Consider the following 18202-nt stretch of genomic DNA (forward strand, 5'->3'; position numbering starts at 1 on the left):
CTTATTCATTTGCAGCATTAAAATATAACAGCATGAAGAAAATTTTACTACTGGTATTGAGTTTTACGGTTTTGTTTTTTGTCAACGCACAAGAGAAAGCCCCCAAAAGCCCGGCTGCCAGTGCCACCGGAAAATCTGAGACAGGCGCCGTCCTGACGATAACTTATGGACAGCCATCCGTAAAAGGCCGCACCATCGGTGAAGATCTGGAACCCCTGCCGGGCCAAATCTGGCGGACAGGCGCCAATAAAGCCACCGTACTGGAAACTTCCAAGGATGTTACTATTGACGGCAAAGCCCTTCCCGCAGGTAAGTATTCCCTGTTCACCCTGGTGGATGGTGATGAATGGACCATTATTCTGAATAAAACATGGGATCAATGGGGTGCTTTCAAATACAAATCCTCCGACGATGTTTTACGCACGAAAGTGAAGGCGGAAAAAGCAGCGTCCTTTTCTGAAAAACTGACTTTTGAAATTGGTGCTGGCGGACTGGTTACCCTGCTCTGGGGCGATAATAAAGTCAGCTTTACAATTAAATAAGTCTACTTTGGTTAAAACAAAGCCTCACGGTGGTAACCACTGTGAGGCTTTTATTTTTTAAAGGATTTCGAACCTGCAGAGTACGGAGGCTTCTACTTTCAGGGTTTCAAAATCCAGATCGGCTGCGCTGTCTGCCGCCTTTTCCTTAAACATGGCAGCATTGGCATAAACAGGTCGGGCATTGAACTGTTGTTCCTGAATGAACAGGGCCTTTCCTGCCTGCTGACCCGCCGCTTCGCATAATAAACCGGCTTTTTTTCTGGCGGCTTTTACGGCTTCCACTTTCACTTGCTGACGATACTGTTCAATTTCAGAACTCTCAAGCTTTTCGATCTGGGCATTGGTAATGCCAATATCATCCAGCGCCAGGAAAACCTGTCCCGCGGTTTTTCCGTCGTGTACCAGTATCTGATATTGCTTACTCAGCAACAGATCCCGGTTCAGAAAGCCTGTCTTTAAATTACCCGAAAGGTCCTTGATAAAGACTTCTTTCTGGGTATCAATACCCAGCTTCTTCAATGCCTGTAATAGTTCTTTTTCCTGTCTTGCTACGGAGTACTTGGCTTTACTGTCTTTTTCGCTTAACAGAACGCCGATATAGATTTTATCCGGTGTATATTCCAGTTCCGCAGTTCCGCTGACTTCAATGTAATTTTTATCCAGAAAATTTTTTGTGCCCTGTGCCAGCGCTGTGCCTGAAATCATCAGGGCGATCAATGCGCTAAACAGAATTCTACAATGTTGCATACATAAGGTTTTAAAGTAAAAAAATATATACAAGGGATGTCCCCGAAAGCGGGAATACACAGTCCTTAGCAAAATTTTAGTAATTCAGGTCTTTCTTCCTAATTCTTTTCAAAAAGACAAAACGGATGCAACCCTGAAAGGAACCCCAGAGGCGACGATGGTTAGAACAGACCATCCATGCTTAGATAGCGTTCCCCGGTGTCATAGTTGAAAGTCAAAATGCGGGCTGTTGCCGGCAGTTCCGGCCATTTCTGGGCGATGGCCGCCAACGCAGCGCCGGTAGATATTCCACCCAGTATTCCTTCCTCCCGGGCCAAGCGGCGGGCATATTCATAAGCCTCCGGTTGTTCTACGGCAATGGCAGCGTCCAGTACTGACTGATCAAGTATGGTAGGGATAAAGCCTGCACCCAGCCCCTGTAAGCCGTGCGCACCCGGTTTCCCTCCGCTGATAACCGGAGACTGTGCGGGCTCGACCGCCCATACCTGAATACCTGGCTGGCGGGCTTTCAGGGCCCGGCCCACCCCACTGATATGTCCGCCGGTGCCGACGCCGGAAATCAGGTAGTCAAAGCCCTCAGGCATATCCTCGATGATTTCGGCGGCGGTTTTATGAAAATGCACTTCGGTATTGGCAGGATTGTCAAACTGCTGCGGAATCCAGGAATCCGGCAGCGTTCCTGCCAGTTCTGCCGCTTTCTGTATCGCACCTGTCATCCCTTTCTCACGTGGCGTCAGCACAAACTCTGCTCCATACACGCTCATAAGTTTACGCCTTTCCCGGCTCATACTTTCCGGCATAACCAGTATCAGTTTGTAGCCCTTGACGGCAGCCACCAGTGCCAGACCGATACCTGTATTACCGCTGGTGGGTTCAATAATCACGGAATGCGGCTGTAACAGTCCTTTCGCTTCCGCGTCCTCAATCATGGCCAGGGCAATCCTGTCCTTAATACTGCCACCCGGATTGGAGCGTTCCAGCTTCATCCATACTTCCGGGCCATCGCCAAAAAGACGGTTAATGCGTACCAGCGGGGTGCGGCCAATCGTGGCTAAAATGTTTTGGGCTTTCATAATACTTGAAGGAATCTGGCAGCCAACTGGTTTCATCAGCCGGCAGAATGTTCTAAATCACGAAATTCAATATGTCATTATCGGCTTTCAATTTATCCTTTACCGTCACTTCGCTTTTATGAAAAACGACAGAATTTGACGGGACACTATATGTCAGCCAGACGTTTCCACCGATGACACTGTCTTTACCGATAATGGTATCACCACCCAGAATGGTGGCGCCGGAATAAATTACTACCCCGTCTTCAATGGTTGGGTGCCGCTTGGTGGCCGCCATGGTTTTGGCCACACTTAAGGCCCCAAGGGTTACCCCCTGATAGATTTTAACATTCCTGCCGATCACCGTACTCTCTCCGATCACGACCCCGGTACCATGATCGATACTGAAATAAGGGCCGATGGTGGCACCCGGATGAATATCAATGCCGGTCTTGCTGTGCGCATATTCACTGAACAAACGCGGGATCACCGGCACCTGCCTGCGCGTCAGCCAGTGTGAAAGCCGGTGAACGGCGGTCGCATAAAAGCCAGGGTAAGCGGCCATGACTTCTTCCAGGGACTTAGCAGCGGGATCCGACTGCAATAATGCCTCCGCATCCATCAGCAGGGCTGCATAAATTCCAGGCAAGGCTTCAAAAAAACCCGCATTGATCTTTCGCACTTCTTCGTCCGCTCGGATCACATCCGACAGGATACCATCAAAACGCTTTTTCAGCGATTCAAGCTGCTCTCTTAATTGTGCTTCACATTTATGGTCAATATCATTGGGCAGAAACAATATCGTATAAAGCTCATCCATAAAACCCTCTACAGCACCTTTATCAGGGAAACCGGAAAAGCATCTGGAATTGCGTTGGAATAAATTCTTGATAAAATCTTCACTCATTGATGACAGGTTGAAAATAGCTGACAAAATTAACGAATACAGTCAAAACCATCCCCGAGGAAATTAATTTGGAAAATAAACGGGAGCACTTATCTTTGTAGTGTACTACTATATTAGTACACTAAATCATTAAACATGATCCATATCCACGATTTGCATTTTGCCTACCGGAAAAAAAAGGTTTTTGACGGACTCTCACTGTCCTTTTCGCCTGGCCATATATATGGCTTGCTGGGCAAAAACGGTACCGGCAAATCCACCCTCCTGAAAAACATCGTCGGCGCCCTGTTTCCTCAGCGGGGAACCTTGTCCGTGCTGGGTCAGACACCGGCCAAACGAAGTCCCCGCCTGCTGCAGGAACTATTTATTCTGCCGGAAGAATTCTATCTGCCTGATGTGTCCATTGAAAAATACCTGAACGGCAATGCGCCTTTTTATCCCCGGTTTAACCGGGAGCAATTCCATTCTTATTTACAGGAATTCGAGATTCCCCTGCGGCACCGCCTGCAACAAATGAGTTATGGTCAGAAGAAAAAAGTGTTGATCAGTTTTGCCCTGGCTTGCAATACTTCCGTACTGTTGATGGACGAACCTTCCAACGGACTGGACATTATGAGCAAGAGCCAGTTCCGGAAAGTCATTGCCGGCGCCATTGATGCCGACAAATGTTTTATCATCAGCACCCATCAGGTCAAGGACCTGGAAAGTCTGATAGACCGCATTACCATCATCGACGAAGGAAAGATTCTTTTTGACCAACCCATCGGTCAAATCAGCAGCCGGCTGGATTTCAGTTACGCCTATGAAGGTCAGTCGACTGAAGATATTCTGTACAGGGAACAATCCCTGAAAGGCCATGCAGTTATTTCCCGAAACCCAACCGGCAGGGAGGGTCATATTGACCTGGAACTACTCTACAAGGCGGTAGTGACCAATGGAGAAGCACTGAAAGCTCTATTTAATCATCCAGCTAAAAACTGATAGGATATGACAACAAATTTTAGTTTCAAACGACTGCTTCAACTCACCGCCAAACACTGGGCTGAACACCGGCGGTTTTACCTGATGTCGACACTGGCCCTGCTGGGATTACTGGCTATCGTATTCGCCATCTGGCTACTTACTGATGGCACCCATTACGAGGAATCCAATCTCTATGGCGTCGGTCTGTTCGGCTTATTTATAATCGGCGCCATATTTGCGAGCAATGCTTTCAGCATGCTGGGTACCAAAGACAAGGCCATCTACTGGATCAGCTTCCCTGCCAGCCATCTGGAAAAACTGCTGGTTGTTCTGTTTTTTAACGTCATCGTCTTTTCATTGATCTATATTGTTTGTTTCTATTTACTGAAGACCCTGGCCATGACCTATGTAGACCTGATGATCAGCCGGGAACCCCATCGGTTCAGCCTGAATCCCATGGATTGGACCCGTCCGAATGGATTCGGACAGGTCCTGCCGTATTTTCTATATGCCTTCTTCGGATTGCAGGCCGCCTATCTGCTGGGCGCTGCCAGCTTCAAAAGATTCAGTTTTATCATCACGACGATTATGGTCGCCCTGCTGATTTTTTTGGTGGCTTATTACACCCATAAAATATACAGCTCCGGATTTAAGGGCTACAATTTCAACATATTTGAACTCTCGGAAAACTATAGCACTGCCGGGGACGAAGGGCGGAAAGTTTATACTATACCCGGATATCTGAAAAGCAGCATCTTGTTTTTTCTGCAATTTTTAATCGCACCCCTGCTATGGCTGGTCACCTGGTTTAAATTGAAGGAAAAGCAATGCTAATCTTTCTTCGCTCGCCTAAATTTGAAGATTATGCAATTTGACAATAACACACAGGCCATTTATCTACAGATCGCAGATTATGTGTGCGAAAAAGTACTCTTAAAAGAATGGGAGGCCGAAGCCAAGATTCCCAGTGTGCGGGAACTGGCCATTCAACTGGAAGTTAATCCCAATACGGTGGCCCGGTCTTATGAATTTCTAAAACAGCAGCAAATCATTTATGATAAGCGGGGCATCGGTTATTTTATCACTGCAGAAGGGTTGAAAAACACAACGGCCTACCGCCGGCAGCAGTTCCTGCTCAAAGAATTACCGGCGCTATTCAGAAATATGTTCCTGCTGGGTATCGAACCCGGTGACCTGACCACCAAATACGAAAAATTTAAAAAGCAATTCGCATGAAATCCAGCAATACACTGTTGATCGTAATACTGCTCCTCCTGTTTTCGATTCCGTTGCTCCTCGCCGGCGCTTTTAAATCCGCCATCAAAAATCAACGGTATCGTCTGGAAAATAATCAGGGTTTTACAGTCGAGGCCCCCACCCGGACCGATGCATTTAAAGTCATTAAAATTGATGGCCTTGAACTGGCTACCGGTTCTATTGCTCCCCTGAAATGTCATATCCAAAAAAGCGACAGCTACGGCTATCTATTCGACAACTATGATCCGCAGAACCCGGTAAAAAACAGATCGGATAGTTGTTCCATCAGTCAGAAAGGAGACACACTGGAAATTCATTATAATATTAAAAAGGATGTCGCACTACAACCACAAAACTTCTATACGGGTATTGACATACAATTATTCCTTCCTGATACCGCCACGATTATTGCCCAAGGCGTCACCCTTGAACTGAACAGTCTCACGGGCGATTTGCCTTCCTCGTTAAAGCTGGATTTATCCCGGGGGGCTGAACTAATCATGAGGAGCGTGCTACTGCGAAGAGCCGAACTCAAAGATTCTCTCACTGAAAGCAAACGGGCCCGCCTGAACGATTACCATATCAGTAGTGGGGCTTCAAAAATTAATATTTCCGGCTTCCTGCATTTCAATCAATTGAATATCCTGGCGGATTCAAAATCCAGTCTGGAAATTTCCGATGATGTGCATATCGACCGGCTGAAAACTGACCTGGATGATCTGACCAAAGTCGATATGTCTTATGGTCTGCTGCGCAAGGCGCAACCCTAAGCAAATGGATGGTACAATTAAAAGTAATTGACGGCATCCAGGTTTGTGAATCCAGGTTGCTAAATTTACCCTGCGACGGTAACTGAGATTCCGACTTATGGTAACCCCTGCTGTCTGCTTGGGATGGAACGAAAATACAAACGCTCCAAATAGACGAGCAGGTTTAGATTTTCTCCATCCTGAAACCGGGACTTTTGACATATTTACCCTTGTCGGTAATCATAAAGGCTTTGTACCCCGGAAACCGTTTCAAGAGTTTCAGTCCCGCCTTTTGCCCCAATACCATAATTGAAGTACTGAAGGCGTTGGACATTTCCGCACTGGGGCCGGTAACCGTCACACTGGTGAGGCCGGTAGCCGGAAAGCCGGTAGCGGGGTTGATGATATGTGCATATCGTCTGCCGTCGATCATGGCATATTTTTCATAACTCCCTGAAGTGGTAATTGCGCCTTCAACGGGTATGGCACCTACCAGATGATCGTTTTTAAAGGGATCATTGATACCGATACGCCAGGGCTTTCCATTTGGTTGTCGGCCCCAGGCCCGGATATCTCCCGTAGCATTGATCAGACCGGCGGTAATACCTCTGGCCATCATCATATCCCTGCATTTATCAGCAGCATAACCCTCACCCAGGGCACCAAAACCTATTCTCATGCCGGGCAATTTTAAAAAAATGGTAGAACGATCCTTATTGATGATGATATTTTTATACCCGACATTTCTTCTGGCTTTTTGAACTGCTTCGGGTGACGGCATGGCCGTCATTGTTCCATCAAACTTCCATATCTTTTCCATCGCAGCAAAACTGATATCGAAAGCACCATTGGTAAGTTCAGAGATCTTTATTGCCCGCTCGGTGAGTTCGAGCAATTCCTGATCGACTTTTACCGGGCGAATCCCGGCATTCCTGTTAACCAGTGACACCTGGGTCTCCGGCTTCCAGTCAGAGATCAGGTATTCGATGCGTGAAATTTCGGCAATTACCCTATCGATATTTTGTTCGGCTGCCAGTGAATCTTTGGCGACGATGGTGATTTCAAAATTGCCACCCATCAGATAAGCGCTGCGGCTGCGCTTCACCTGTGCCATGCCTGTTAGAGCAGGTAATATAAAAACAAATAGAAGTAAATATTTAAAACGCATCATTTCGTTCAAATGAACCCGAAAGATAAAGAATCTTCTGCGTCGATAGGTTAGTAGCAATCCGTAAGGATTTTTCCTGCTGTTATCATTTTTTCCAGGTCCAGTTCCGGTTCCCTGCTACAGAGATCTTCCAATACTTTCAGTACATCATGCTGCATGGATAAAGAGCCACATAACATGATGACACCTCCGGCTTTGAAGAAAGCAACCAGGGAAGCCCCGTTTTTTAACAGGCGGTGACTTACATACTCCTTTTCCTCGGCACGGGATAGTACCAGGTGCAATGCGGAAAGCCTTCCATTTTCCAGTTGTTCCTTTAAAAAGGGTTCATACAATATAAAGGAAGATCGGTTACGAAAACCGCAGTAGAGTACTGTCGGTATCTTTCGGCGATTCTCGTTGATCATACCCAGGAAGGGCGCAATGCCGGTACCGTTGGAGACCATAATAATCTGTCGGGCGCGTCCCGGAAAACGAAAATGCCGGTTTTTAATGAATTTAACAGGGATCTGCTCACCGGGTTGTAAATGGTTCAGGTAATCGGATCCCAACCCCTGTTTATGTAATTTGACGCTCAACTGGAAGTATTTATCAATCCTTCCAATGGAATACAATCTTTCGCGATGATCATTCCCGGGATAAATGGCCATTAAATCTCCGGATACCGTCGCTTTCGATGCAGCGCATTGAAAGCGGATCATAAAACAATCTTCTACATCCCGTTCTGTACGATCGACAACGATCGCTTTTTTTAAGGTGGCCCGGTCGGGTTTCAGCAGCTCCCGGGGCAATATCAGGGATAATTGCGTCTCACGGGTCCAGGCCGTTATCCAGTCACTGAAATCCTGCGGAGATTTATCGTTAACGGTATATACAGGTAAAATTTCTGTAGCCCAGGTGGTGTTTTCCAGTAGGGTTTGTATATCGAAGGCAAATTGACAAAAATGGCTATAACTCCTGGAGCCAAAGCCTACAATGGAATACTGAATATCCTGAACCTGGGGATATAACTTTATACGTTGGGCCAGCTTTTTAGCATTGGAGGGCGGATCACCCTGCCCGTAAGTGCTGGTCATTATGATTAGCTGTTCCGCATGGGGGAAGACGGTATAGTTGGAAAGATCCGTGATAAACGCCTTTTCACCCTGTTTGATCAGTTGCCGGTAAATAGCATCCGCGAATTTAAACGTGGCACCATTCTCCGACCCCACCAAAAGAACGATGCGGGCATGCTTGGCCTTGAACCTGTTTTTGGTTTTGCCACGCCTGCGTTTTAGGGTAATCGCGAAACCCGAGTAGATAAAGAAAAGGATATAGGCAGATGCCAGTGCCAGGATCAGGGCCCAGACAGTACCTGAGCGACCGGTATGCCAGCGCAGACTGAAATCCGCCAGTTGGTAAGTCTTACTGTAATCTGTTTGGCTCAGGATATCGCCGGTAAACTGATTGACACATAATTCGCGGTCCCTCAACTGCACATAGTAATAGTCCTCCGGAAATTCAGAGAACGGGTACTGTAGCTTCTGAAGTTTGTTGAGCGGCGTTTGGATGAAGACCGGAAAATTACCTGGTTCCAGCAGCGGTTCTTCGCGTATCTGGCTTTCGTCGATTTGCAGGCGGGCATTTTCAGGCGCTGGCAGGAAGCGATAGACGGCAATATAGGTACCCGTCAGGGCGATCGCCAAAATAAAAAATAAAGAGAGTCGGCCGAATACGACGTGGTAGTACTGGGCAAAGCCCGTTTTTTCGACCACGGAGAAGAAATGCCGCCACCCGTTTTGCCGCTGTACCACCAGTAAAACACCTAAAACTGCAATCAGGATCAAAAGAAAAGCCGAGATACCTATCAGTATTCTTCCGGTTTCGTGCAGGAAAAGTGAACGGTGTAAAGCCGTCATCCATTGAAAAAATGCCGGCTGTGGTTGCGGAATGCCAAGTATTTTGCCCGTAGCAGGATCTGCATAGGCTTGTTGATCACCTCCTTCTTCTTGGGCATATTTAATCAGCACAAACTGGTTGTCATCGATACTGATTTCTTGAATACCCGGATATTTTTCTTTCAATAAGGATACCGTCTGCGCCAGGTGGAGCCGATCAAAGCCATCCGTCTTATAATGATGTGCTTTTTCAATAACCGGTTCAAATGCCAGAAAAATGCCCGTTATAGAAGCGACTGTCAATAATAAAAATGAAGATATGGCCAGTGTTAAATGGCTATATCTCCAGACGGAAAGGATCATTTCTAACTTGTAATGCTGATGGTAGCCGGCCCTGCCAGCATCTCAGCGCATTAAGGATTCCACTTATTTGCCACTAAATCTTACGTACCTGATATAGCCCTTGCCATCCGTTTTGGCGGCCAGACCGGCCGTAGTCAGCGGCACTTCCACATCTTTGGTGTGGTATCGTTGCTCTTCCACAGCCGATTCAAAACGAAGGCTATAGCCGGCATTCAGCTTTTTGCTGTCGATGACCAGGGTGACGACCGCCCGGTCCCCACCGCCGATGGAAGCGCCAGTTACTGCACTGATCTTCTCTTTGGATTTATTCTGGAATTTATACCATTCTTTTAAAGTGTTGAACCATTGTTTATCCGGTCCCATTACCCTTAAAGTTTTCTCGTAGGCACCCTGAGGATTGATGAGCGAAATAATTACATAGGCTTTTTCTCCCTGATAGCTGTTCATCTGAACCATACATTTATAGGAGCTGGTCTGGGCCGCACCCATACCGGCAACCAGCAGCAGACTACTGACAACCAGAGATTTTACGAATATTTTCATGGGAATGTTTTTATGTATTACAGGTACTGAAATAGGATGGATTCCCGAACCATTCAAGTGGCGGGATGCACGCCTCCGATTTTATTCTAAGAAGCCAATTGAAATATTACTGGTTTTCAAAAATTCATTGTCTTTAGCCAGATCATAGGCTGTTTCATCGAAGACGGTTTTCAGGCTTTTTTTACTGCCTAAGGCAATTAAAGATTTGAGGATCTGGTCATCCCTGGCGATTAAAGCCGCCTTATGTAAGGGAGAAGCGCCTTGGCTGTCCTGGGTATTAATATCTGCCCCCAGCTCGGCTGCTTTTTTGATCAGTGCCAGATTTTCTTTAGCGACGGCCAAATGATACAGTGAGCTGCCATCGCCCTGTAGGGCTGTTACATCCAGCCCCCTGCTTTTTAATAGCGCCAGTTTTTGGGAGAAATCATTATCCTGACCACCCGCAGCGCCACCCGGCCGGATTTCCCTGAAAGAATCAAACCAGTGGTAGGCCAGGTTATGGCCGTCCTTGTCGACCACGGAAATATCAGCCCCTTTTTCCAGCAACAAACGCACGGTTTCGGCTGATCCGTTAGCAACGGCTCTGGTGAGGGCGGATTCACCTTTTTCATTTACCGCATTGATGTCAGTAGTGCCCGCCAGCAGGGTAGCAAGGAGTGCCGCATCCCGGCCATTTGCGGCATTGATCAATACGGTGTTACCCTCATTATCTTTTTTGTTGATATCCACCCCCTTGGACAGAAAGTAATTAACCAGCTCGGCATTGGGACGGCGCACCAGATTATGCAGGAGAGTGCTGCCATCTTTGGGATTGATTGCTTTTGGATCCAAATCTAATGTCTCTACCAGGTACCGGTAAACTTCAATACCATTTTGTAATCCCCTGGATCCCTGGGTGGCAAAGAAAAGGGCCCGATTGGTAGGCGCAATTCCTTTGACTTTCAGCTTTTCGATGATTGCTATATTGCCCAGTTTGGCTGCATAATCTGCCAGTGTGCTGCCAAACTCGTCTTTATCCTGATAAGACAGGCCCTTGGTGACAAAATAGTCTGCCAGCTTAAAATCATTATCTCTGGCGATTGCCTGCATCATTAATGTTGCACCATCCTCATACGTTTTTCCGGGATCCACGCCGGCTTTAAACAGGGCTTCGTACACACCTAAATCGGGATTACCACTCGATGCTGCATTGGAAATCACACTGGAGCCATGACTGTCGGTCAGGTGGACGTCGGAACCTTTTTCGATGAGATAATTGACCAGCTCGACATTGCCCCTGGAGGCAGCCCAATGTAGGTAGGAAGCGCTGTGATGGGTTTTCTTTTTGACATCATTGCCTTCCTGCTCTACCATGAATTTGATGGTTTCTACAGGCGCTTCATTCAGGATGGCCCGGGCGGTTGGATCCCAGGAAGCCGCGTCAGACGCAGAAGGACTGTTGCCTTTGGCGATTTCGGCTTTTACCTGGTCTACCGTGGGTTTGGATTTCCAGAAATCAGCGCTCATCAATGTATTGGAAGGACGGTCCGTTGCGGGCCTTTCCGGACGGCCAACGCCTGGCTGCGCATAAGAAATAACAGTAAGGAGTGTCAGGACGCTCAGTAATATTTGCTTCATGTCGGTATGTTTATCGGTTGCCTGGAATCCACCAGAAAAGTTTCTTTGTAATGGGTTGGATAACCCCGAAAACCTTTCAGTGGATGTCCTGTTGGCAGCTGTTTTTTAATTCACAACTTGATGAGAAAACCAAGCGCGAAGGTATAACCTGTCGCGCGCGCATTACTTACGAAATGCGGAAAAAATAGGACGGAATCCGGAAAATTTCAGATTGCTTAATGGGTTATTATTCCAATACCTGATGGGTCCCTGTTTAGCGCCCGCTGCCCCTTACACAGGGGCAGCAGACGGATAGTAAGGATATGCTTCCATTAGTAAGCACCCAAATAGAAACTACCGGATTGGTTCTTCAGTTTCGCCCCTTTGGAAATTTGTTTGGTCTTCCAATTGATCAGATACAGGTTCCCGTCCACACCATTGGGTGTCATCGGTACGTATACATAATCACCGGCCAGTCCAATATGCTGAAATTGACCAAACGTCCCCGTTAACGATGTACCTCCGTTTTGAGCCGCGGAAAGCCCGGAAAATCCGACATCATTCTGGTTATCAGTCGTGAGTTTGGTAGCTGACTTCGCATTCAAATCTATCAGGGCAATAAAACCGCCGGGCATATCTGATTCTGTGTACAATACCACACCAATGCCATTACTGATATATTTCCAGGCGCGGATGGCTACATCATTCGCGGTGCCCAGGGCTGTTTTTAAATTGAAATTATAACTGTTGTCATAATCGTCGGTCGAACTGCTGATTCGAAGAATCTGGGCGCCGGAGGTAGCAGTTGCCTGATACAAATGTCCATCTGAACCAACATATTGGGACATGGTACGGTAAGAGTGGTTATTCACTTTGCTGATGGAGGGATCGGCAAAGATTAACTTCGGATTAGCCAGGGAAGGATAGTCAACCACCAGGGTAGCCGTACCCAATTCCCGGGTGCCGGAGCTCCAGGTCTGGTTGCCGGAAGCGTTCACGCCGGATTTTTTGGAAGGATCCGTTCTGCTGAGATTACATCCGATAAAAATTTTGTTCTTGGCGGCATTCAATACCGGTACATCGATACGTCCAATCTGGTATCCGGCTTTTGTCTGTTCTGCTGTAAAGGGAATTGTGAAGGTTGCCTGACGGGTAATCTGGGGATCATTCAGGTTCAAAACGGCGATTTTGGCCGTACTGGTCACATCTACAAAATCGGCACCTGCACCCGCACCGCTGCCTTCAACCTCCGCTGACGCATAGACGCCCACACCGATCCCCTCAGCTGCAACAACCCAGCGGGGTGCGGAACCAAGAATCGGTTCGGTATTTACTTCTTCCCGGGTATCTGCGAAATTCTTTTCTCCCTCCACTTTGTATTTGTTGAAGATACCACCGTCGGTTCCGGTATACTGAATATTGTACAGAAAATTACCATTGGCGGATCCCTGTACCCGGGCCGTACGCTGGGAGCGCAAGCCATAGCCGTTGGTAAATACATTGACTTCGAAATCAGGATTAGCAGCCTGTTCCAGCGTTATAGCATAAGCCATGGTGCCTCCGTTTCCAGCCGTTCCGCCATCATCCGGAAAAGCGGCGGTTAAAGTGACATATTTTCTGTCCCAGGCATCCGGACCTGAAGGACCATCGACAACCGTCGTTTCACTTTTCTTACAGGCGCCCAGGGTACCGGCTACCAGTACCGCGCCAAACATCAATCGCTGTAAAAGGGTTTTGTTCATATACTTGTTTTTGGCGGTTATCGCCCGGGTGTTATTGTTACCCGACAGATTCCGCAGGTTTATTTTTTAAAATTGTTAAGCGTATAATTGAGTTTTATATAGAAAGCCCGGCCCGGTTTCTGGACCCCGAAATTGTCATATACTTCCGCATTGAAAATATTTTTACAATCCAGGCTAACCACCAGCCTGGTGTCCGGGAACCGGTAACTGGCACCCATATCATTGGGAAACTGGGCGGGGGTCGTAAACCATTCGGATTCAATCCATATTGTACTGAAGGGCGCTACATAACCGACATTATAGTAGAGGTTCAGGACTGAATTTTTCTGGAGCAAATGATTCAGCCGGTACTGGAGACTTCCGTTGATGGTGAAAAAAGGTTCATTGGGTACCTGGTGGTTATACAGACTGTGCGGATTGCCCCTTTCATCTTTTTTTTGCTTGAACAGGGAGTTGAACCGGGACACGTTCAACAAGGCATTCAGTTTGTTATCGTAGATATAATTCAGTTCCGCTTCAAATCCCACGGACTGCGTCTTGGAAAGGTTTACAAACTGAGTGACCTGTATGTCTTCTACCTGGTTCTCCCGGCCCTCTATCACCGGATCCGTCCGGGTTTGCTGGATGATTTTATCATAGCCGTTTCTCCAGAAAGCATTGCCGTAGAAAGACCATTTATTTTTGGGGGATCTGCCGACACTGTACCGCGCACCCAGATTGTAGTTCACCGACAATTCAGGCAGGATATCCGGGTTGGGCAGCAGATTATTTTCCGGCTCGCCGTAAATATGGCGATCGGTCGGCATGATAAAGGATTTTTCGGCAGAGGCGATGATAAATCCCTTTGGAATCACCTGATAGGACAGGGTCCCTCCATAACCCTTGTTATCTCTTTGGGTTCTGTTTTTTTCATAGGTCATGGTACTGCCCGTTTCGCTTACCGGTATCCGCTGATCGGTAATATAGATGGCGTATTTTCCAAATAAATTGGTTCTCAGCTTGCCATTAAATAGTTCCGATTCATAGTTGAGCGCCCAGATATTGGAACTCAGATTGTTTTGGGTAACCCATCGAGTTTTTTCCGGATGCAGCAGGTCCCTGTCTTTCCGGTCGGAATGTTCAAATTTATGGTTCAATGAGAAGCGGTGATTCGATAAAAGGGTATAAGCCAGATTGGAGCGTATATTGGAGATCGACCGGTCGATATCGCTGATAATGGCATCCCCCTGCTGGCCCTTACCCGGCTCGTAGCCGTAGGTTTCCGGAGGACCTTCGGAGTTTTTGACCAGTAAAGTACCATCCCAGTTGTACCGCAGGCTCACGGTATCCTGGAGGTAGGTATTACGCTTGCTGTGGACCGCGTTTACGGTTAAAGCCAGCCCTTCGGTGAACAGGTTTCTTTTGGTATAGTTCAGGCTGAATACATGGGCCTGGTACTCATTAAACCTCCCGAAATAAGGCTTGGTCATGGTAATACCGTGGGGTACTTCCTTATAGGAATCCGACACATTGTAGCCGACAAAGAACTGGTCGGCCCATTTGACATCTGTAAAACCCAGTTCAAAGCGTCCGCCAATCGTTTCAAACGCATCATTGGGTCGGCGAATGCGGTAATTTCGTACAATACGACCGCCCGGCAGGGTTTATTTGGAGAACTTGCCCCACATTTCATAATTGTTGTCGGAGTGGCTGAAAAAACCGGAAGCCCTGGCAGTCAGGCCATTTTGGGAATTGCGATACAGGGCGCTCAGGTCCGCCCGGTAGGAATTAAAGGAGCCATAAGATAGCGAAGCGGCTATATTATTGGCCGACGCATCTTTTTTCATCACCACATTAATGGCACCGCCAATATAATTACCACTCAGGTGAGCGGGCAATACCCCCTTGTATACTTCTATCCGCTCAATCATCGCGGGCGGAATATTGTTCAGGTTAAAGGAAGACCCATAAGTGGAAATTTCGATGCCATCCAGAAATAAGCCGATCGTACTTCCCGACATCCCATTGAGATTATATTCAATAGGAGCACCTTCACCGCCATTCTGCCTGACCCTTACCCCTACCGTACGGTCCAGTAATTCGTTGGTGGTCAGGTTGCGTAAAGAAGCCTCCTTGGTATCGATAATAGCTACTGCAAAGCCCTGGGTTTCCAGGGATCTCTTTTTGGTCATGGTCGCTACGGTGACTTCCTCCAGGTCCTCCTGTTTTGATTTTCTAATCCGGATGTTCAGAATAATGGTCTGGCCTGCCGGGATTCTAATTTCGGCATGCTGGGATTCATAGCCTACCCGGCTCGTAGTAAGCTTATATTGACCCGCGGGAAGACGCAACTCGTATTGGCCCTGGGCATCGGTAACAGTGAAGCGGGCATTTTCAGAGACGCCAATGGTGACCTTCTCAGCGGGTTGGCCTTTTTCATCGGTGACTATGCCTTTTACCAGACCCGTTTCCTGTGCCAGCAAGTTTTGGCAAAAAAGGAGCACCAGACCGCAACAAAAAGCCCAAACCAAAGTCTTATTATATCCCATTTGCATACACTTGTTTACTGTGGAGAACTTATGATCTGCGCGATTGCCGTAACGGTTGTTGGTAGACGCAGGGGTGCCCGCCACTTTTCAGGCTGCAAAGGTGAAATGTCTGGTTAACTGGAAACGGAAAACTAATAACGCAATCGGGAATTTTGAAAGATTTTCCGGAATTCGTAAACCCTTCAGCAGAAAAGGCGGGACATTTGGGGTGCGATTAAAACCTTACTAGGCAGGATAAGAAATGGCAAGTGCAGTACCAGAATTGAATGAAGTATCATTACCTGAAGCTATAATTCCCTATTCCGCGCTTTTCCGGATGGAAGCGCACGAAGTAGCGGAATCCAATCGCAGCGACCTGTTCCATCCTGACAGCTGTGATTTCTACGAATTCCTTACCAAAGACCTCCATTTTTTACGGATTCTGGGCAGTGCGCCCGAAACCCGAGACTTTTCCTTTAAAAGTAACAAGCCGTATGTGAGTCTGGTATTTTCGTTTAAATGCCGGAGTATTTTTAAAAATCGGTTGACGGGAAGAACATTTGCGGATGTACCGCATAACCAAAGCGGGATGATATTTATCAATACCCAGGTGTTTGAGCATGCATGGGCTACGGAAGCGAATTCAGAACTTTATATCATTAATATCGAAGTAGACTATTTTAAACGGTTTCTGTCACTGGATAACCCGATGCATGAAACTTTTTACAGTAGTCTGAAAGAAAATAATCCGGTTCTGTTAAACGAACGAAGCATCAAGGTGACGGCGCGCATGAGAGCACTGCTGTATGATATGTTCCTTTTTGAACACAAAAGCTATTATAAAGCTCTTTACCTGAAGTCCAAACTTATCGAATTGCTAATGCTGCAGTTCCAGGAATATGAGACCAGCTTTAAAATATCGGGAGCGACCTATATCAATGGGTGCAACCTGGTGAAAATGCAGGAAGTAAGAGGTATTATTGATGAAAATCTCGCCAAACCCTGTAGCTTGGTTGATCTGGCCCAACAGGTGGGAACCAACGAATGCTACCTGAAAAAACACTTTAAGCAGGCTTTTGGCACGACCGTTTTCAGCTATCTGCACCAACAGCGTATGGAACGCTCACGCCAAATTTTGTTGAACGAAAACAGAAAGATCGCCGAGGTAGCCAGGCTCGCTGGTTACAAATACGCGTCTCATTTTACTGCCGCCTTCAAAAAATATTTTGGCTACCTTCCCCATCAAATTAAAATCTTGCTGGTAACCCTTATGCAACAATCAGAAATAGTTATTGGATTGGATTGGCTTAGGGTTACTATTGCTTAGGAGTCTTGGCATAAGTGTCCCTTTTTTTGCCCGACTATCGATTTCCTGTCAATGACCGGTCTTTTCAAGCGGATTTAAAAGGTCTGCAGTATATTCGCCTGAGGACCTCAACCTGTCCCTGATATATAGTTATGATTCAAGCCGCCACCTTAAGTTTTCTAAAAAAGCTGAAAAAAAACAATAATAAAGCCTGGTTTGACCGGCATCGTAGTGACTACGAAGCGGCTAAAGCTGATTTCGCATCACTGGTGGACACCGTTATTGCCGGCTTTGGCAAAAAGGATCCGGCGATTGCCCATCTAAAGGCCAAGGACTGTATGTTTCGCATCAACCGGGACATTCGTTTTTCTAAAGATAAGACCCCCTATAAAACCAATTTCGGAGCATTCATTAACGCCGAGGGAAAGAAGTCAATGACCGCCGGCTATTACCTGCACCTGGAACCGGGCCGCAGTTTTGCCGGAGGTGGCATGTGGCACCCCCCCGCTCCGATGCTGACCAAAGTAAGGCAGGAAATCGATTATAATCTGACGGATTTTGAAAAAATCCTGCTGACAAAATCTTTTAAAAAAATATATGGGGGTCTGGATCAGGATGAAGGCTATCTGCTGGTTCGGGTTCCCAAAGGGTATGCAGCAGATAATCCAGCAGCAGCCTACCTGCGTTTCAAGAGTTATGTAGCGACTGCCGCGTTAACCGATCACCAACTGACGGAAAAAGGTTTGGTGAAACAATTGATCACCACTTTCGAAACCCTGCAGCCTTTGAACCAGTTTCTGAATCAGGCACTGCAATAAGGTCCAGCCATACCGGTAAAAAGCCGCTACCGCATAACGGTAACGGCTTTACAATCATATAATTC

At 47.0% G+C, this 18202-nt stretch carries 17 protein-coding genes; 7 read left to right on the plus strand and 10 right to left on the minus strand.

Translation table 11 applies throughout. From position 1 onward, the window contains the following. The first annotated feature begins 32 nt into the window (after positions 1-32). Positions 33-542, plus strand: a complete 510-nt coding sequence (locus ACYVI9_RS01610) for a DUF2911 domain-containing protein (protein WP_460759749.1) — start codon at positions 33-35, stop codon at positions 540-542. 57 nt (positions 543-599) lie between these two features. Here the strand turns inward: ACYVI9_RS01610 and ACYVI9_RS01615 are convergent, their stop codons facing one another. The 3 genes from ACYVI9_RS01615 to ACYVI9_RS01625 all read right to left on the minus strand — a co-directional run bounded on the left by ACYVI9_RS01615 (position 600) and on the right by ACYVI9_RS01625 (position 3248). Next, positions 600-1289: an SIMPL domain-containing protein gene (locus tag ACYVI9_RS01615; protein ID WP_460759752.1), complete on the minus strand. Its 690-nt coding sequence runs from the start codon at positions 1287-1289 to the stop codon at positions 600-602. A 161-nt stretch (positions 1290-1450) separates the two neighbouring features. Continuing rightward, positions 1451-2362, minus strand: coding sequence for a cysteine synthase A (cysK, locus tag ACYVI9_RS01620; protein WP_460759755.1), 912 nt, complete (start codon positions 2360-2362; stop codon positions 1451-1453). 52 nt (positions 2363-2414) lie between these two features. Then, entirely contained in the window at positions 2415-3248 is an 834-nt protein-coding gene (locus tag ACYVI9_RS01625) for a serine O-acetyltransferase (RefSeq protein WP_460759757.1), read from the minus strand. A gap of 135 nt (positions 3249-3383) precedes the next feature. Between ACYVI9_RS01625 and ACYVI9_RS01630 the strand changes: the two genes are divergently transcribed. From ACYVI9_RS01630 to ACYVI9_RS01645, 4 genes are read left to right on the plus strand one after another with little or no spacing between them, the layout of a single operon-like run. Next, the gene (locus ACYVI9_RS01630; protein ID WP_460759760.1) at positions 3384-4229 is read left to right on the plus strand and encodes an ABC transporter ATP-binding protein; all 846 of its coding nucleotides are present in this window, start codon (positions 3384-3386) and stop codon (positions 4227-4229) included. Positions 4230-4235: 6 nt separating this feature from the next. Then, the gene (locus tag ACYVI9_RS01635; RefSeq protein WP_460759762.1) at positions 4236-5045 is read left to right on the plus strand and encodes a hypothetical protein; all 810 of its coding nucleotides are present in this window, start codon (positions 4236-4238) and stop codon (positions 5043-5045) included. 30 nt (positions 5046-5075) lie between these two features. Then, positions 5076-5447 carry a GntR family transcriptional regulator gene (locus ACYVI9_RS01640; protein WP_460759765.1) on the plus strand — a complete coding sequence of 124 codons (372 nt, stop codon included), beginning with the start codon at positions 5076-5078 and terminating at the stop codon, positions 5445-5447. Then, a complete protein-coding gene (locus tag ACYVI9_RS01645) occupies positions 5444-6238 on the plus strand; it encodes a hypothetical protein (protein WP_460759767.1) in 795 nt (264 codons plus the stop codon). The genes ACYVI9_RS01640 and ACYVI9_RS01645 overlap by 4 nt, the downstream gene beginning before the upstream one ends. Before the next feature lie 163 nt (positions 6239-6401). Here ACYVI9_RS01645 and ACYVI9_RS01650 read toward each other — a convergent pair whose 3' ends face one another. The 7 genes from ACYVI9_RS01650 to ACYVI9_RS01680 form a co-directional block, all read right to left on the minus strand. Beyond that, entirely contained in the window at positions 6402-7331 is a 930-nt protein-coding gene (locus tag ACYVI9_RS01650) for an FAD:protein FMN transferase (protein ID WP_460759770.1), read from the minus strand. Positions 7332-7435: 104 nt separating this feature from the next. Continuing rightward, on the minus strand, positions 7436-9625 hold the full coding sequence (locus tag ACYVI9_RS01655) for a PepSY domain-containing protein (protein ID WP_460759772.1): 2190 nt from the start codon (positions 9623-9625) through the stop codon (positions 7436-7438). A gap of 63 nt (positions 9626-9688) precedes the next feature. Then, positions 9689-10168 carry a DUF2271 domain-containing protein gene (locus ACYVI9_RS01660; protein ID WP_460759775.1) on the minus strand — a complete coding sequence of 160 codons (480 nt, stop codon included), beginning with the start codon at positions 10166-10168 and terminating at the stop codon, positions 9689-9691. A gap of 81 nt (positions 10169-10249) precedes the next feature. After that, complete coding sequence (locus ACYVI9_RS01665) at positions 10250-11785, minus strand: ankyrin repeat domain-containing protein (protein ID WP_460759777.1); 1536 nt, start codon at positions 11783-11785, stop codon at positions 10250-10252. Between the two features lie 311 nt (positions 11786-12096). Beyond that, positions 12097-13506 (minus strand): hypothetical protein, encoded by a 1410-nt coding sequence (locus tag ACYVI9_RS01670; RefSeq protein WP_460759780.1) that lies wholly within the window; start codon positions 13504-13506, stop codon positions 12097-12099. A 59-nt stretch (positions 13507-13565) separates the two neighbouring features. Further along, positions 13566-15014, minus strand: a complete 1449-nt coding sequence (locus ACYVI9_RS01675; protein WP_460759782.1) for a TonB-dependent receptor — start codon at positions 15012-15014, stop codon at positions 13566-13568. 135 nt (positions 15015-15149) lie between these two features. Continuing rightward, positions 15150-15968 (minus strand): carboxypeptidase-like regulatory domain-containing protein, encoded by an 819-nt coding sequence (locus ACYVI9_RS01680; RefSeq protein WP_460759785.1) that lies wholly within the window; start codon positions 15966-15968, stop codon positions 15150-15152. A gap of 307 nt (positions 15969-16275) precedes the next feature. Here ACYVI9_RS01680 and ACYVI9_RS01685 point away from each other — a divergent pair, with 307 nt between their 5' ends. Together ACYVI9_RS01685 and ACYVI9_RS01690 are read left to right on the plus strand one after the other, a co-directional pair. Beyond that, entirely contained in the window at positions 16276-17340 is a 1065-nt protein-coding gene (locus ACYVI9_RS01685; protein WP_460759787.1) for a helix-turn-helix transcriptional regulator, read from the plus strand. A 131-nt stretch (positions 17341-17471) separates the two neighbouring features. Beyond that, on the plus strand, positions 17472-18137 hold the full coding sequence (locus ACYVI9_RS01690; RefSeq protein ID WP_460759790.1) for a DUF2461 domain-containing protein: 666 nt from the start codon (positions 17472-17474) through the stop codon (positions 18135-18137). Positions 18138-18202: the final 65 nt, after the last annotated feature.

It is taken from the genome of Niabella terrae (genome assembly GCF_054783135.1).

Coding starts and splice junctions, on each gene's coding strand:
- ACYVI9_RS01610 (WP_460759749.1), top strand. CDS start 33: ATGAAGAAAATTTTACTACTGGTATTGAGTTTTACGGTTTTGTTTTTT.
- ACYVI9_RS01615 (WP_460759752.1), bottom strand. CDS start 1,289: ATGCAACATTGTAGAATTCTGTTTAGCGCATTGATCGCCCTGATGATT.
- cysK (WP_460759755.1), bottom strand. CDS start 2,362: ATGAAAGCCCAAAACATTTTAGCCACGATTGGCCGCACCCCGCTGGTA.
- ACYVI9_RS01625 (WP_460759757.1), bottom strand. CDS start 3,248: ATGAGTGAAGATTTTATCAAGAATTTATTCCAACGCAATTCCAGATGC.
- ACYVI9_RS01630 (WP_460759760.1), top strand. CDS start 3,384: ATGATCCATATCCACGATTTGCATTTTGCCTACCGGAAAAAAAAGGTT.
- ACYVI9_RS01635 (WP_460759762.1), top strand. CDS start 4,236: ATGACAACAAATTTTAGTTTCAAACGACTGCTTCAACTCACCGCCAAA.
- ACYVI9_RS01640 (WP_460759765.1), top strand. CDS start 5,076: ATGCAATTTGACAATAACACACAGGCCATTTATCTACAGATCGCAGAT.
- ACYVI9_RS01645 (WP_460759767.1), top strand. CDS start 5,444: ATGAAATCCAGCAATACACTGTTGATCGTAATACTGCTCCTCCTGTTT.
- ACYVI9_RS01650 (WP_460759770.1), bottom strand. CDS start 7,331: ATGGCACAGGTGAAGCGCAGCCGCAGCGCTTATCTGATGGGTGGCAAT.
- ACYVI9_RS01655 (WP_460759772.1), bottom strand. CDS start 9,625: ATGATCCTTTCCGTCTGGAGATATAGCCATTTAACACTGGCCATATCT.
- ACYVI9_RS01660 (WP_460759775.1), bottom strand. CDS start 10,168: ATGAAAATATTCGTAAAATCTCTGGTTGTCAGTAGTCTGCTGCTGGTT.
- ACYVI9_RS01665 (WP_460759777.1), bottom strand. CDS start 11,785: ATGAAGCAAATATTACTGAGCGTCCTGACACTCCTTACTGTTATTTCT.
- ACYVI9_RS01670 (WP_460759780.1), bottom strand. CDS start 13,506: ATGAACAAAACCCTTTTACAGCGATTGATGTTTGGCGCGGTACTGGTA.
- ACYVI9_RS01685 (WP_460759787.1), top strand. CDS start 16,276: ATGGCAAGTGCAGTACCAGAATTGAATGAAGTATCATTACCTGAAGCT.
- ACYVI9_RS01690 (WP_460759790.1), top strand. CDS start 17,472: ATGATTCAAGCCGCCACCTTAAGTTTTCTAAAAAAGCTGAAAAAAAAC.